Below are 14,807 nucleotides of genomic sequence, written 5' to 3'. Positions count from 1 at the left end.
TTTTGGTTATTTCAGCCGCATACGGATACCGTTTGTTCCGTTTCCACGAAAAAGGCTTCGGAAGCCTCTTGCCTCCAAAGCCTTGATCTTCTAGGGCTTCCGGCACCTCGGAGCGTAGCGCAGTCTGGTAGCGCATCTGGTTTGGGACCAGAGGGTCGCAGGTTCGAATCCTGCCGCTCCGACCAACGGATTGAACGAGGGAAAGATGTCTGCGCGCATTTACAGTCCCGCCCGGACCGCCATGCAATCGGGAAAGGCCAAGACCGGCTACTGGCTGCTCGAATTCGATCCCGAGAAGCCGCGCAAGATCGACCCTCTGATGGGCTATACGACTTCCGGCGACATGAAGAGCCAGATCAAGCTGAAATTCGCCACGCGCGAGGAAGCCGTCACCTACGCCGAACGGAACGGCATCCCCTATCGGGTGGAACTGCCCAACGAGGCGAAACGCCGGCAGATTTCCTACTCCGACAATTTCCGCTATGACCGCAAGACGCCGTGGACGCATTGAGCGCGGCTGACGTCCGGCCAAAGGTTCGGCCCCGAGCAAACGGTCCCGTAGCTCAGTTGGATAGAGCACCGGCCTTCTAAGCCGATGGTCGCAGGTTCGAATCCTGCCGGGATCGCCATATTTTTCAATAATTTACAGTCGGAAGCCAGGTAAGGATCGCCAGGAACCTTTTGCGGCCCTTGAGGCACTGAAGAGAGTCAGTCAAACCGCCGGCGCTGCAAGGGCCTCCAGCCAGAGCCTGTCTATCGACGAAAGAATACCCGCGTCGAGCTTACTTGGCGATTTCCAGTAGTCGCCCGCCGGCACGAAGATGTTCTGCCGTGCCTCCAGCGCGGCGACTTCGGCCCGCGCCGTCTCCGCGATGCAGGCGCGCATCCGGGCGAGGCCGATGCGGTGGAATGCCGCGAGATCTCCCGCGAGCAAGGCCGGCTCCATCCTCGGAAAGGTCAGCCGGCTTTGCGGCAGCCCGGAAAGGTTGACGCACAGGCAATTCTCCGCGGCCGCCAGGATCGCCAGGCGGTTCGCCTTGGCCTCAAGGCTTTGCAGGGTGGGGTCCGGCCGCAGCGGGTCCGCCTGCCCGAAACCGTAGAAATGCGAAGGGCCGGCGCGTCGGTCATAGATCATGTCGCAACCGCAGAAGGCCATGATATCGGGCCGAAGCGCGTCCAGCACCCAATACGCGGCCGAGAACACCATCGTGCCGCCGGCATAGACGATCCCGCCAAAACGGTTGTTGGCCGGCACGTAGTCCTCGAACGTCACGGTTCGCTGGCCGGTTGCCGGGCGTGGCCGCCGTTCCTCGGGAAAGTCCTCCGGATGGACCAGATGCGTCCAGTCGGGCCGAACCCGCCAGGCATTGTTGATGGCCACGATCTGATCGATGTGGCGCGTATCGAACTCCTGCGCCCGGACGGCTTCCGGAGCACTGCCGATGACAAGGACGACTTTCGTCAAGAGCGGCCCCTACCGCGGATTTCCATGATCGCAAACGGTATTCACACCCGCCGACCAGGAAAACATACGACACGAACCGATCACGGGGTCAATGCGTCGAAAGCCGCATCTCCGTCGTTGGTGACAAACCGCAATGGTGCGGGCGCGATCTACGAACGCCCCAACTTACGAACGCCCCAACCTACGAACGTCTTGTCAGGAGAACCGCGAGCAGCCCAATCACTCCGACGGCGACCGCAGCCGTGACGACCGGATTGTCGCGGGCGGTATCGCGCGCCCGCCGTGCGCCGCGACGGATATCCGGCATGGCGTCCTGAACGCGCTCCCACAGATCGTCATAGAGATCGCCGGCGCCGTCACGGGCGTCGGCATAGGCCGCTTGTCCTTGCCTGGAGACCATCTTCCTGAGGGAAGAAACCTCACGGGTGAGCCGGGCGACCTGGTCCTGCATGTCGTCGTGGAGGTCTTCGCGAAAGCGTGTGAGCGCCGATGCCATGGCAAATTCCTTGCTTGGTCAATGGATCGGTTCTTCAACGGCAGCGGACGGCTTTCGTTCCGCCTCATATCTTCGGCGTCTCCAGACGGCGCGACCAGTTTTCGGTCTGCCCGGAAGCGAGCCGCGCATCGACGAGACGCTGCCAACTTTCCGTCAAGCCCGGCAGTGCGGCCAGTTCCTCCAGTGCGGGGCGGTTCATCCGATCGTGATAGAGAAGATGCGAAACCCGGTGGAGTGTCCATTCAGGATGCGGCCGCTCCGCCAGCGCGCCACGGTCGCCGGCGGCAATGACGCCAGGCTCGATCACGCGGAAATACCAGCCGCTGCGGCCCGTCTCCTGGACGCGGCGCGCCATGTCGGGCAGGTCGAAACGCAGGTTCAGCCTCCAGCATGGCTGCCGGGCCTGGCTGACCTCCGCCAGCGCCGACCCGATCCTCCAGCGGTCGCCGAGGCAGAAATCGGCCTCGGTTGCGCCGGCAACGACCAGATTCTCGCCGAAGGCGCCGGGGCGGAAGCAATCGGCCCGGTGCGGCAATTCGGCGGCCCAAAGCGGCAGATGCGCTAGCGCGTAGGCATGGAGCGCCTTGTGGGGGCCGCCATGGTTCTTCTGGTCGCCGTGCTGGTCACCCTCGAGCCCGAGGGGACCGGCCGCGACCGGCCCGTCCACCTGCTGCTTGTCGATGCCGCTCGGCACACCGGCAGGTCCGAGCGGCGCCACCCGGCCGGTGCGCAACTCGACGATTTCAAAAGCTTCCCCTGGCTGTCCCGGCATCAATTAACGTCCACTTGCTGCTGCTCGTCACTCGAATGCTGCCGCAGCATCTCGGCGGAAAGGATCATCAGGGAATAGCTAACGGCCTTCGGAGGCCAGCCGGCCTTGATCGCGATCTCTGCAAGGCCGGTGAGCGACGGCTCGAGCGCCAGACGGCATTCCGTCAGATAAAGCAGGTCTTCCGGATGTCTGGTCGGTGCGTTGATCTTCGCAGTGGCCATGAATTACTCGCATCGGATTGCCCGCTGTTGCCCGATACGTATTTGAATGGCATTCGCCTCATAAACAAGAGGGTGAGCGTAGGCTAAAAGGACAGTAAGCCGGATGCACGGCCTCGCGGGGAGCGCGTAACCGGCTATCGTACCCAATGGCTGCTCCGGACGCGCCCTCTTGAGGGAAGAAATGCGATGCCGGCTACAACATGATGCGATAGCGCGCGAACCCTTCGGCGCCCTCGCCCGCCGCCTCTATCTTGACGCCTTTCACGTCAGCGAGATGCGCTTTGCCCTTCGGCCCGGTATCGAAGACGACCGACGTACCGGGCAGCGGCGCGAAGCTCCAATTACCGTCGGCGGAAGGATTGATCGTGCCCTGCTGAACGATATAGCGCACGATCACGTCGCGGTTCGTGTCCGGCGCCTGCAGGATGGTCACCTTGTCGTTGATGTCCGGGAAATTTCCCCCGCCGCCGGCGCGGTAATTGTTGGTCGCGACCACGAACTTCGCGTCCGGGTCGATCGGCTTGCCCTGGAAGGAAAGGTCGACGATGCGGTTCGAATCCGCGTTGATCAGATTTCCCTTGGCGTCGTATTTCGGCTTCTGACTGAGATCGATCTTGTAGGTCACCCCGTCGATCACATCGTAGTTGAAGGACGGGAAATCGAGGTTGATCAGCGGCTGGTCGGCCTTGCCCGGCGTGATGTGCTTGAAGATGCCGGCCGACATCTCGAGCCAGTTCTTGACCTGTGCGCCATTGATCAGCACCGCGCGGGCCGTGTTCGGGTAGAGGTAGAGGTCCGCCACGTTCTTGATGGCGATAGCGCCGACGGGGACATCGGTATAGTAATCCGGGCCCCCTCGCCCGCCCGCCTTGAACGGCGCCGCCGCGGAAAGCACCGGCAAATCCTTCCACTCGGATTCCTTCAGCATATCCTTGACGTACCATGTCTGCGCCTGGCTCACGATCTGCACGGACGGGTCGTCGGCGACGAGCGCGAAATAGGAATAAAGCGGCGCCGAGGTCTTGCCGACCGGACGGCGCACATAGGCGAGCGTCGCTTCGTGGTCCGCCTTCTCGGCATCGACGATGCGCTGGTCGTCCTTCGCGGTCGGCACGATCTTCTTGTCGACACGGTCGTAGATCGGCCGCGCCTCGGAGGTCGCCGAAACGACCTTCCACTTGCCGCCATCCGCCTCCAACATCAGGTCGATCAGGCCCATATGCGAGCCCCAGAAACCGCCCATGACGGCGGGCTTGCCTTGCAGCGTGCCGTTCTTCGTATCGACACCCTCCATGCCCTGGAAATCCTTCGGACCCGGGAAGACCAGGTGCTGATGCCCGGTGAAGACCGCGTCGATGCCTTCCACGCCCGCGACATAGAAGGAAGCGTTCTCCATCAGGTCGGAATGCTGCACGTCGATGCCGGAATGCGAGAGCGCGATGACGATGTCGGCGCCGGCTTCCTTGATTTCCGGTACCCAGGCCTTCGCCGCCTCGACGATGTCGCGCGTCTTGACGTTGCCTTCGAGGTTCTTCGAATCCCAGATCATGATCTGCGGCGGCACGAAGCCGACGATTCCGATCTTGATCGGGTGCTCGTTGCCCGCCCCGTCCTTCAGTTTCTTGTCGAGGATCAGGTAGGGCTTCAGGTAAAGCTTGTCGTCGCGCGGATTGGAAGCAAGCGTCGTGCCACGGATCAGGTTGGCGCAGACGAAGGGGAAGTTGGCGCCCGCCAGCACCTTGTCCATGAAGGACAAACCGTAGTTGAACTCGTGGTTGCCCAGTGTCGAGCACTCGTAGCCGAGCACGTTCATGCCCTTCATGATCGGGTGCAGGTCGCCGTCCTTCATGCCTTTCTCGTAGGCGATATAATCGCCCATCGGATTGCCCTGCAGCAGGTCGCCATTGTCGATCAGCATGGAATTCGTGGCTTCCTTGCGCACCGCATCGATGAGCGAGGCCGTGCGCGACAGGCCCATCGTGTCGTTCGGCTTGTCCGCGTAATAGTCGTAGGGCAGCACGTTCACGTGGATGTCGGTCGTCTCCATGATCCTGAGATGCGCCTGGTTCGCCGCCGCCCGCGCCGAGAAGGGATGCAGCATGACAAAAGCACCGGCAGCGGAGGCTCCGGCGAGAAAGGAACGGCGGGAAATCATGTTGCTGAGGTTGGCCGACATCTTCTCCTCCCGAATGGTTGCACGCGTGTGCGCAGCCGGACTGTTGCGCCAAAACCCGGCGGAGTCCAGCAGCAACAGGTGACAGCAGAATGACGCGTGGTCAGCGGGTCTCCGCGCCGTGCTGGGTGATGAGGCGGGCGCTGCGCTGGCCTGTGGTGTAGATCCACAACCAGCTCAGCGCGACGGTCAGACGATTGCGCAGACCGATCAAAAAATAGATGTGGGCGATGCCCCAGATCCACCAGGCTATCCGGCCGGTGAGCTTGATCCAGCCGAAATCGACGACGGCGGCACGCTTGCCGATTGTCGCCAGGCTGCCGGGATTGCTATAGGCGAACGGACCGGGCGCCGTATTGCCTTCGAGGCGTGCGCGGATGACGGCGGCGATATAGCGTCCTTCCTGCTTGGCGGTTGGCGCAACGCCTGGAACCGGCGTTCCGTCGGGTGCATTCACGCGAGCCGTGTCTCCGATCACGAAGACATCAGGGTGCCCGGGTGCCGTCAGGTCGGATTGCACCTCGACGCGGCCTGCCCGGTCGGCCGGTGCCTTGAGCCATGCGGCTGCCGGCGATGCCTGCACACCGGCGGCCCAGATGATCGTCCTGGCAGGCAGGGATCTTCCGGCGAATACGACCCCTTCCGTACTGCAATCCGATACAGCCTGGCCGAGCTCGACCGTGACACCCAGCCTTTGCAGAGCCTTCAACGCATATGCCGACAAATCCTCGGCGAAACCGCCCAACAGCCGAGGACCAGCCTCGATCAGCACGACGTGCGCTTCGCCGGTGTCGATATGCCGGAAATCCCGCCTCAGCGTGTCGCGGGCGAGCTCCGCGATCGTGCCGGCGAGTTCCACGCCGGTCGGACCGCCGCCGACGATCGCGAAAGTCAGCAAAGCCGCGCGCGCCTTTGGGTCGGTTTCCCGCTCCGCCTGCTCGAAGGCGACCAGCAACCGCCGGCGTATGGCCGTCGCATCTTCGAGCGTCTTCAGGCCGGGCGCGAAGGGCTCCCACTCGTCATGGCCGAAATAGGCATGCCGCGATCCCGTGGCGAGCACCAGCGTGTCGTAGTGAAGCCGCGAGCCGTCCTCAAGCAGCACCACCTTCCTATCCGGGTCCACGCCGGTGACTGTTCCCAGCAGCGTCGTCACGTCCCGCCGCCCTCGAAAGAGAAAACGTACCGGCCAGGCGATCTCCGATGGCGCAAGCGAAGAGGTGGCGACCTGATAGAGCAAAGGCTGGAAGAGGTGGTGATTGCGCCGGTCGACGATGGTTATACCAACGGGCGCACCCGCAAGGCGGTAGGCGGTTTCCAGTCCACCGAAGCCGGCGCCGACAATAACGATCTGATGGGGGACTACTTGATGGGGCGAAGACTGCTGGTTCATGCGGGACCCTCTCGTGCCGGAGTATACGGCAGGAAAGTCCGATCGTTAAAGATCGATCCCTGAACCCGTCCTGTCTTACGCCACTGCCGGGTCGATGCCGACGGCTGTGCGGTCGATCACCTCCCGCAACGCGAAAGAGGAGTTGATCTTGGTGACGTGCGGCATGGCGGAAAGCCATTGCTTATGGATGCGCTCATAATCCTCGAGGTCGCGGGCGGCGATCCTCAATATGTAATCGTACTCGCCGGACATCAGATGGCAGGAAAGCACATTCGGGCAGCGCTTCACCGCCGCCTCGAAATCGGTCAGCGATTTCTCGAACTGGCCCGAGAGCGAGATGTGCACGATCACCGTCATCCGGTGCGACAGCGCGCCGTTGGAAAGCTGCGCGTGATAGCCGAGGATGACGCCGGTGTTTTCAAGGATATCGAGCCGACGCGAGCAGGCCGATTGCGACAGGCCGACTTTCTCGGCCAGCGCGGCGTTGGAGATGCGGCCGTCCTTCTGGAGCGTGTCGAGGATAGCGATATCGATCCTGTCTAAAGCCATTTATTCGTGATTTCTTTGACTGTACCGACACGTTACGCAAACTTTATCGAAGCGAGCGCTCTCTTACAACCGATTTCGCAAACACGTTCGACGGGTTTTGTGGTTCACTTGGCTACATTCCAAGAATGCCGCTCGCGATAGGAGGAGCACATGCGTGTCGGTTGCCCGAAGGAAATCAAGAATCATGAATACCGCGTCGGCCTGACGCCGGGCGCGGTCCGCGAATATGTGGCCCACGGCCATGAAGTGCTGGTCGAGACTGGCGCCGGAGCCGGTATCGGCGCCGACGACAATGCTTATCGCGCCGCCGGTGCCCGGATCGCCGAGAAGGCAGCCGAGGTCTTCCAGAAATCCGACATGGTCGTGAAGGTGAAGGAGCCGCAGCCAAACGAATGGGCGCAGCTTCGCGAGGGCCAGATCCTTTACACCTACCTCCACCTCGCGCCCGATCCCGAACAGACCAAGGGCCTGCTTTCCTCCGGCGTCACGGCCGTCGCCTACGAGACCGTGACGGACGAGCACGGCGGCCTGCCGCTGCTCGCGCCGATGTCCGAGGTTGCCGGTCGGCTCTCAATCCAGGCCGGCGCCACGGCGCTGCAGAAGGCTAATGGCGGGCGCGGCGTGCTGCTTGGCGGCGTGCCGGGCGTGCTGCCGGCCAAGGTCGCGGTGATCGGCGGCGGCGTGGTCGGGCTGCATGCGGCGCGGATGGCCGCTGGCCTTGGCGCCGACGTGACCGTCATCGACCGCTCCATCCCGCGCCTGCGCCAACTCGACGATATTTTCGGCGGCCGCGTCCACACGCGCTATTCGACCGTTGAAGCGCTGGAGGAAGAGTGCTTTTCCGCCGACCTCGTGATCGGCGCAGTACTCATTCCCGGCGCCGCCGCGCCGAAGTTGGTCACCCGCGAAATGCTCTCGGGCATGAAGAAGGGCTCGGTGCTGGTCGACGTCGCCATCGACCAGGGCGGCTGCTTCGAGACCTCGCACGCCACCACCCATTCCGACCCGACCTACGAGGTCGACGGCATTATTCACTATTGCGTCGCCAACATGCCGGGCGCCGTGCCGGTAACCTCGGCGCACGCGCTCAACAACGCGACGCTGCGCTATGGCCTACAACTTGCCGACAAAGGACTGAAGGCGCTGGTCGACGACCCGCATCTGAGGAACGGCCTTAACGTCCACAAGGGCAGAATCACCAACGCGGCGGTCGCCGAGGCACTCGGCTACGAACTGGCCGAGCCGAAGAAGGTGCTGGCGGCCTGAAGGCTGCCAGGGAGCCGGCGCCCAAGGCGCCGGCCCTCTACCACAGGTGCATATTTCAAACGTACCTGATCGGCCTATGCAATAAGCATTAAAATACATGTGTCTGTGGCATTTCGATCACAACCGTAACGCGATCGGGCGTGCTATCCAAACCCGCATCAGTTCCTTTTGGGCGGGTTAAATTATGTTCAGAACTCTTAGGGCGACGCTGCTCGGCGGCGCGAGCGTTATTTTTGTGGTATCGGCGGGCCATGCGGCCGATATGGTCCAACCAGCGCAGGCGCCGCAACCGGCCGCCGCCGGCATGAACTGGTCGGGCTTCTATGTCGGCGTGGGCGGCGGCTTCGGCGCAGTCGGTTACAATACCGGCCTAGGGGGTAATATCGGAGGCGACGGTGTCTTCGGCGAACTCACCGCCGGCTATGACCACATGCTGACCGAGAGACTTCTTCTGGGCGGGTTCATCGACACCCATCTCGGCACGATCGGACCAGAATTGAAGGCCGCCGCTCCTGGCGGCCCATCGGAGAAAATCACCAACAATTATGGTTTCGATGTAGGCGCCCGTTTGGGTTATCTGCTTAACGGCAGCACTCTTGGCTATGCCCTGGGAGGGTATAGCTGGCAGCAGATCAAAGCGTCGATCCCAGGTGACAGTGTGCGCGGTAATCTGGACGGCTACATGCTCGGTCTCGGCATGGAGACGGCAATCAGCAATAACTGGTCCATCAAGACCGAATATCGTTACGGCCGTTACAGCGGCAAGGTGGAAGGAGAAGAATTAAAGCCCTCGACCCACACCTTCCACATCGCGGCAAATTACCGGTTTGGCGCCAATGGAACCGCCCCCGCCATCGCTTCCCCGGTCTATGACTGGTCCGGCTTCTATGTCGGTGCTTCGGTCGGCGCGGGCCAAGCCGTGAATGATACGACGCTGGGCGGCCTTCTTAATGTGAACGGCATAACCGGCGACGGCATATTTGGCGAACTGAATGCCGGCTACGATCACGATTTCGGCAATTTCGTTGCCGGATTGATGGTGGATGGCAACTATTCCGGCATCAAAGCTAACAATCTTCTCTTCTTACCGATCCCCGGTGTGAAAAGCAGTCTTAAATCGGACTACGGCTTTGACATTCTTGGTCGGGTCGGCATGAAGGTGAACCCGTCCACCCTCGCCTATGTGCTCGGTGGCTATAGTTGGGCTCATTTCAAGGCAGGAATATCCGCTGGCGGCGGTGGCCCGTCGCTCAGCTACAGTTGGGGGAGCAGCGGCTATTCGGTCGGCGGCGGCCTCGAAACGGCCGTTACCGCCAATACGACGCTCGGCATCGAATATCGCTACGCGCAGTTTTCGGACAAGGACCTCTCGGCCGGCTTTGGAGCGCCTCCCGGCTCCTTCAAGGTCGAACCTTCCTCCCACACGGTGCGCGTTGGCCTGAAGTACAAGTTCAACTGACCGCCGCAACCATTTCGGATCGGCCTCCGATTGCCCGCCGTCTCCCTGCCGGCGGGCTTTTCCTTGTAAGAAAGCCCACTCGAATTCCGGCAACAAAAAAGCGGGGCAACAACCCCGCTTCCTCGTATGCCCGGATCAGGCCGCCGGTCCATCCGCGGTCGGCCCATCCTCAGGCATTCGCTCTCTACCGCTTCAGTGCGACAGCGCTATGACAGCTGGGAATCAGCGTCGCGCAGTTTGGTTAATGAAGAGTTAACGCCGGCAAGTTACGCAGCATCGATCCGGCACTGATAGCAATTGTTGCTCGCCGAACGCACATGGACATAGGCGATGTCGTCGCGAGCCAGCAGCGCTTCCGCCCTCCCCGCGATCTTGGCGGTCGGAACCACGGCGCCCGTCCCGTAGACGATACGATCGTCCGCGCCGTAACCGCGCACGATATAGTCCGGGCTGGCGAGCATCTCCGGCGGTTGCGTTCCGGATGGCCCGCGCTCGCATTCAGCCGCGTGCAGGAAGATCGGCCCGGTCTCCGCATAGGGCTGGAGTTCCGGGAAAGGCCGGTAGGCAAGGACGAGATAAGGCTCGCCCGCCGCAACGTTCCTCATGCAATGGCGGCAGGGCACACCGTCGCCGTCGGAGATTTTTCGCTCGGGCTTATGTCCGTAGGCGTCGGGCCCGCCGCGCTGCAGCGCGCGAACGGCTTCTGTGGGCAGGGCTTCGAATGTGACTTGCATCGTGACCTCCATGAGTGATGGAAGTCGAAATAGATCTCAGACACAGGCGCTGCGACCCGTTTCCTGCCAAGTCGGATATAGCTGGGCTACTCCATGAGGGCATCGAGCCCGCGCACCAGCCCCTTGATCTTTACCACCTCGCGGACGGCAAGTAGCGTGCCGGCCACATAGGGCGCAGCCGAGGAGCCGGCGTCGTGGCGGATGGTCAGCCGCTCGTCGGGAAGGCCGAACTGTGCCTCGCAGGAGAGGATATAGGACGGCAGGCGCAAGGCGTGTACCTGGACGCCCTCGCCGGTCCCGACCGCAGCGCCGCGCGTACCGGATACGCCGGAAACCTGCGCTTGCGGCACCGCCGTCGATTTGCCGCGGATGCCGGCCAGTGCCTCGGCCAGTTCGCGCGCCGTGCCGGATGGCGCGTCAGGCTTTTTCGCGCCGGCGTAGTCGATGACTTCCACATCCGGCACGTATTTCGCCGCCATCAGCGCGAAGCGCTTCAAGAGCGTCGCCGTGATGGAGAAATTACCGGCGGCGAGCACGCCGACGCCCGCCGAGCGCGCCGCCTTGTCGATCTCGGCATAGTCCGCCGCGCCGAGGCCCGACGTGCCGATAACGACATGGCGGCCCTTTTCGATCGAGAGAAGCGCGTGCCGCTTCACAGCATCGGGCTTGGTATAATCGACGACCACGTCGGAGGGTACGGTAAGCGCCTCTTCGAGCGTCGCAGCCACCATCACGCCGTTGACGACATGACCGACGACGTCACCACTGTCCTTGCCGGCGGCGCCGCGCGCCACCGCGCCGGCCAGCTCCAGCCCGTCCGCCGCCATGATCGCTGGGATCAGCGCCTTACCGACCCACCCGGTGGCGCCCGCCATCACTACCCTTATCGTCATTTTTCCCTCTCCTTGCCGTTCATGCCCAGGGTTCGACCTCTTCTTCCGACCAGCCGACGGGCGAAAAGCCCATCTTCTGATAGAGGCGCAATGCCAGGGGGCTGTCGAGCGTGTTCGTGTGGATGGCGACGATCTCGGGATCGTGCGCCCAGGCCGCGAAGATCGTCTCAGAAAGAAAGAAGCGCGCAAGCCCCCTGCCCTGGAAATCCGGCGCCAGCCCGAAATAAACGATCTCGACCTTCCGCGGCAGTTGCGTCAGATCCAGTTCGTGGAATCCGGCCGGCGAGCCATCGATATAAAGAACGGCGATCTCGGTGGTCGGGGCATGGATCGTCGCGGCAAGCTCCCCGTCGCCGATCAAGCGGCGCAGCGACCAGTGATGCGGTCGGCCGACCTGCTCGTAGAGATAGCGGTAGAAAGCGAGAGGCATCTTGCGCGCCTGCATGAGCGCGAGGCGCGGGCCGACCGGCATCGGCACCCGGTGGGGCGGCATGGCGCCCATTTCGAGATGAGTCACCCGCGCCTTGACGAGGGCCGACTTCGCCCGGCGCACCATCTTTATTTGCTTCCGGTCTCGACCGGCGTATCGGCGCGCCCGCCCCATTCCGACCAGGAGCCGTCATAGAGGCGGTTTTCCTTGTGGCCAAGCGTTTCGAGCGCGAGCGTCAGCACGGCCGCCGTCACGCCGGAGCCGCAAGAGGTGACGACCGGCTTCGAGAGATCGACCCCGGCGGCCTCGAATTTCTCCCTCAGCGCATCCGGCGGCAACAGTTTGCCGTCCTTCGCCAGCGACAGTGCGGGTACGCTATGCGCGCCCGGCATATGGCCGCTGCGCATGCCGGCGCGCGGCTCGGGGTCGGCGCCGGTGAAGCGGCCGCCCGGCCTCGCATCGGCGATCTCGGCCGACCCGGTCTCGACGATACCGCGCATGTCATCCAGCGAAGCGACACGGGATGCGTCGAAATTGGCGTCGAAGACGTTCGGCGCGATCTTCGTCGCTTCCGAGGTGACCGGTCGCCCAGCCGCCTTCCAGCCGTCGCCGCCGCCTTCCAGTATGAACACGTTCTTCGCGCCCATGACGCGGAACATCCACCACACTCGTGGAGCGGTGAAGACGCCCGGTCCGTCATAGACGACAATCCTGTCGCCTGTGGCGATGCCCATCGAGCCGGCGAAGCGCGCGAAGAGGTCGGGCGACGGCAGGGCGTGCGGGAGGCTCGACTCCGGATCGACGATCTTGTCCTGGTCGAAGAAGACGGCGCCGGGAATGTGTCCGGTATCATACTCCGCGCGCGCGTCGCGCTTCTGCGCCGGCAGATACCAGGAGCCGTCAACGATCTTCAGGCCCGGCTGCCCGAGCCGCTCCTGAAGCCACTCCGGCGTGACGAAGAAGAGGTTCTGATCGGACATTTGCGATCCTCCCGGCGAGAAACGTTTGGCGCTCTACGTAGAGCGGCCCCTCAGAAAATCCAAACGATCTTATGTCGGCGCCGGCCCGAAGCGGATACGGAAGCGGCGGTTCTCGCGACCCTTCTTCTCGATCTTGCCGATATGGATATCGCCGACCTCGCCCGTTCCGGCGACGTGGGTGCCGCCGCAGGGCTGGCTGTCGATCGCCTCACCCTCGCCGATGCAGACCAGCCGGATGCGTCCCGTGCCGGCGGGCGGGCGGACATTCTTCGACTTCACCAGTCCCGGGTTGGCCGCCAGTTCCTCATCGGTGATCCAACGCGTGAAGAGGGGATGATCGGCCTTGACGAGTTCCATCAGCCTCGCGCTCACCTCTTCCTTGGTGACGCCGGAGTCCGGCATATCGAAATCGACCCGGCTCTCCTCTTCGCCGACGGCCGCGCCGGTGATCGGATAGGGGCAGATGACGGTGAGCAGGTGACAGGCGGTATGCATGCGCATCAGCTTCAGGCGGCGCGGCCAGTCTATTGCCAGACGAAGCGTCTCGCCGAGCTCGGGCGCGGTCGCGTCGGCGCCCGGCAGATGGATGATCTCATCCTTGTTCTCGCCGGTGATCGTCGCTTCGACGCCGATCTGCGAACCGTCCGCGCGTTCGAGGAACCCGGTATCGCCCGGCTGACCGCCGGAGGTAGCGTAGAAGATCGTGCGATCGAGGATGATGCCGCCGCGGTCGTTGACGGCGACCACCCTGCCATCGTCGGCCTTGCGATAGGCGTCTTCGCGGAAAACGGCCTCCGTGAAGAAGGCCATCATGCCACCTCTTCGAACGGCACGGCGATATCCGGCGCCTTGTCCATCCAGGCCGGAACCGGCAGGTCCTTGGTGCGCAGGAAAGCCGGGTTGAAGAGCTTGGACTGGTAGCGCATGCCATAGTCGCAGAGGATCGTCACGATGGTATGACCGGGGCCGAGATCCCGCGCCAGTCGGATTGCCCCGGCGATATTGATGCCGGTGGAGCCGCCGAGGCAGAGCCCCTCCTCTTGCACGAGGTCGAAGATGATCGGCAGCGCCTCTTCATCCGGGATCCGATAGGAGAAATCCGGCTTGAAGCTTTCGAGATTGGCTGTGATGCGGCCCTGCCCGATGCCCTCGGTGATTGAGTTCCCCTCGGATTTCAACTCACCTTCGGTATAGAAGCTGTAAAGCGCGGCGCCGAAAGGATCGGCGAGTGCTATCTTTACGCTCTTGCTGTGACCGCGAAGCCCTTCGGCGACCCCGACTAGCGTACCGCCCGTGCCGACTGCCGACACGAAGCCGTCGAGCTTGCCGCCCGTCTGCTTCCAGATTTCCTGCGCAGTGGTGTGCACATGGCCGTCGCGGTTCGCGACGTTGTCGAACTGGTTCGCCCAAATAGCGCCGTGGGTTTCGGATTTCGCCATCCGCTCGGCGAGCCGGCCGGAGATTTTTATGTAATTGTTCGAGTTCCTGTAAGGCACCGCCGGCACTTCCAGCAATTCCGCGCCAAGCAGCCTGAGCGCGTCCTTCTTTTCCTGGCTTTGCGTCTCCGGGATGACAATGACCGTGCGGTAGCCAAGCGCCTTGGCGACGACGGTAAGGCCGATGCCGGTATTACCCGCTGTTCCTTCCACGATGACGCCGCCCGGCTCGAGCAGGCCCTTTTTCTCGGCGTCGCGGATGATGAAGAGGCCGGCACGGTCCTTCACCGACTGGCCCGGATTCATGAACTCGGCCTTGCCGAGGATCTCGCAGCCCGTTTCCTCCGAGGCGCGCCTGAGGCGGATGAGCGGCGTATTGCCGATGGCGTCGACGACCGAGCGAAACATAGGTTTTCCTTCTTTTCTTGCCGGCCGACCCTAGAAATCGCGGCCTCGCCTTTCAAGGACGGATTTTGCCCTACCGTATGGTCCAGCGGAATGACGTTCCAAGGCAAGCGGGAGTCTGGCACCCTGGCAGACTTC

Annotated in this window: 16 protein-coding genes and 2 tRNA genes; 5 read left to right on the top strand and 13 right to left on the bottom strand. The window is 63.0% G+C overall.

Features of this window, described 5'->3' with window-relative positions; all coding sequences use genetic code 11:
• Positions 1–108 precede the first annotated feature (108 nt).
• The 3 genes from RBH77_RS13975 (at position 109) to RBH77_RS13965 (ending at position 629) form a co-directional block, all read left to right on the top strand.
• Positions 109–185: transfer RNA gene (locus RBH77_RS13975), tRNA-Pro, on the top strand.
• 20 nt (positions 186–205) lie between these two features.
• Positions 206–511, top strand: coding sequence for an ETC complex I subunit (locus tag RBH77_RS13970; RefSeq protein WP_311028208.1), 306 nt, complete (start codon positions 206–208; stop codon positions 509–511).
• Between the two features lie 41 nt (positions 512–552).
• A tRNA-Arg gene (locus RBH77_RS13965) sits at positions 553–629 on the top strand.
• A gap of 83 nt (positions 630–712) precedes the next feature.
• Here RBH77_RS13965 and RBH77_RS13960 read toward each other — a convergent pair.
• The 7 genes from RBH77_RS13960 to RBH77_RS13930 all read right to left on the bottom strand — a co-directional run bounded on the left by RBH77_RS13960 (position 713) and on the right by RBH77_RS13930 (position 7,066).
• On the bottom strand, positions 713–1,465 hold the full coding sequence (locus tag RBH77_RS13960) for a hypothetical protein (protein WP_311028207.1): 753 nt from the start codon (positions 1,463–1,465) through the stop codon (positions 713–715).
• Between the two features lie 181 nt (positions 1,466–1,646).
• Positions 1,647–1,961, bottom strand: a complete 315-nt coding sequence (locus RBH77_RS13955; protein WP_311028206.1) for a hypothetical protein — start codon at positions 1,959–1,961, stop codon at positions 1,647–1,649.
• Between the two features lie 64 nt (positions 1,962–2,025).
• Positions 2,026–2,733: an MOSC domain-containing protein gene (locus tag RBH77_RS13950; RefSeq protein WP_311028205.1), complete on the bottom strand. Its 708-nt coding sequence runs from the start codon at positions 2,731–2,733 to the stop codon at positions 2,026–2,028.
• Complete coding sequence (locus RBH77_RS13945; protein WP_311028204.1) at positions 2,733–2,954, bottom strand: hypothetical protein; 222 nt, start codon at positions 2,952–2,954, stop codon at positions 2,733–2,735. The genes RBH77_RS13950 and RBH77_RS13945 overlap by 1 nt, the downstream gene beginning before the upstream one ends.
• A 193-nt stretch (positions 2,955–3,147) precedes the next feature.
• Complete coding sequence (locus RBH77_RS13940; protein ID WP_311028203.1) at positions 3,148–5,130, bottom strand: bifunctional 2',3'-cyclic-nucleotide 2'-phosphodiesterase/3'-nucleotidase; 1,983 nt, start codon at positions 5,128–5,130, stop codon at positions 3,148–3,150.
• Positions 5,131–5,230: 100 nt separating this feature from the next.
• The gene (locus RBH77_RS13935) at positions 5,231–6,517 is read right to left on the bottom strand and encodes an NAD(P)/FAD-dependent oxidoreductase (protein ID WP_311028202.1); all 1,287 of its coding nucleotides are present in this window, start codon (positions 6,515–6,517) and stop codon (positions 5,231–5,233) included.
• Between the two features lie 75 nt (positions 6,518–6,592).
• On the bottom strand, positions 6,593–7,066 hold the full coding sequence (locus RBH77_RS13930; protein WP_311028201.1) for an Lrp/AsnC family transcriptional regulator: 474 nt from the start codon (positions 7,064–7,066) through the stop codon (positions 6,593–6,595).
• A 150-nt stretch (positions 7,067–7,216) separates the two neighbouring features.
• Here RBH77_RS13930 and ald point away from each other — a divergent pair, with 150 nt between their 5' ends.
• Both ald and RBH77_RS13920 read left to right on the top strand, forming a co-directional pair.
• Positions 7,217–8,332, top strand: a complete 1,116-nt coding sequence (gene ald / locus RBH77_RS13925) for an alanine dehydrogenase (protein WP_311028200.1) — start codon at positions 7,217–7,219, stop codon at positions 8,330–8,332.
• A 304-nt stretch (positions 8,333–8,636) separates the two neighbouring features.
• Entirely contained in the window at positions 8,637–9,791 is a 1,155-nt protein-coding gene (locus tag RBH77_RS13920; RefSeq protein ID WP_311028199.1) for an outer membrane protein, read from the top strand.
• Between the two features lie 266 nt (positions 9,792–10,057).
• Here RBH77_RS13920 and RBH77_RS13915 read toward each other — a convergent pair whose 3' ends face one another.
• The 6 genes from RBH77_RS13915 to RBH77_RS13890 form a co-directional block, all read right to left on the bottom strand.
• Positions 10,058–10,525 carry a DUF1203 domain-containing protein gene (locus tag RBH77_RS13915; protein ID WP_311028198.1) on the bottom strand — a complete coding sequence of 156 codons (468 nt, stop codon included), beginning with the start codon at positions 10,523–10,525 and terminating at the stop codon, positions 10,058–10,060.
• Between the two features lie 86 nt (positions 10,526–10,611).
• Positions 10,612–11,418, bottom strand: coding sequence for a 4-hydroxy-tetrahydrodipicolinate reductase (dapB, locus tag RBH77_RS13910; RefSeq protein WP_311028197.1), 807 nt, complete (start codon positions 11,416–11,418; stop codon positions 10,612–10,614).
• A 19-nt stretch (positions 11,419–11,437) separates the two neighbouring features.
• Positions 11,438–11,974, bottom strand: coding sequence for a GNAT family N-acetyltransferase (locus RBH77_RS13905; RefSeq protein WP_311028196.1), 537 nt, complete (start codon positions 11,972–11,974; stop codon positions 11,438–11,440).
• A gap of 2 nt (positions 11,975–11,976) precedes the next feature.
• Positions 11,977–12,828, bottom strand: a complete 852-nt coding sequence (gene sseA / locus RBH77_RS13900; RefSeq protein WP_311028195.1) for a 3-mercaptopyruvate sulfurtransferase — start codon at positions 12,826–12,828, stop codon at positions 11,977–11,979.
• A gap of 69 nt (positions 12,829–12,897) precedes the next feature.
• A complete protein-coding gene (locus RBH77_RS13895) occupies positions 12,898–13,638 on the bottom strand; it encodes an alanyl-tRNA editing protein (protein WP_311032542.1) in 741 nt (246 codons plus the stop codon).
• Positions 13,638–14,672, bottom strand: coding sequence for a cysteine synthase A (locus RBH77_RS13890; protein WP_311028194.1), 1,035 nt, complete (start codon positions 14,670–14,672; stop codon positions 13,638–13,640). The genes RBH77_RS13895 and RBH77_RS13890 overlap by 1 nt, the downstream gene beginning before the upstream one ends.
• Between the last annotated feature and the right edge of the window lie 135 nt (positions 14,673–14,807).

Source organism: Mesorhizobium koreense, assembly GCF_031656215.1.
Taxonomy (GTDB): Bacteria; Pseudomonadota; Alphaproteobacteria; order Rhizobiales; family Rhizobiaceae; genus Mesorhizobium_L; species Mesorhizobium_L koreense.
Note: the sequence above shows the minus strand (reverse complement) of the source record. Positions and strands in the feature narration are given on the sequence as shown.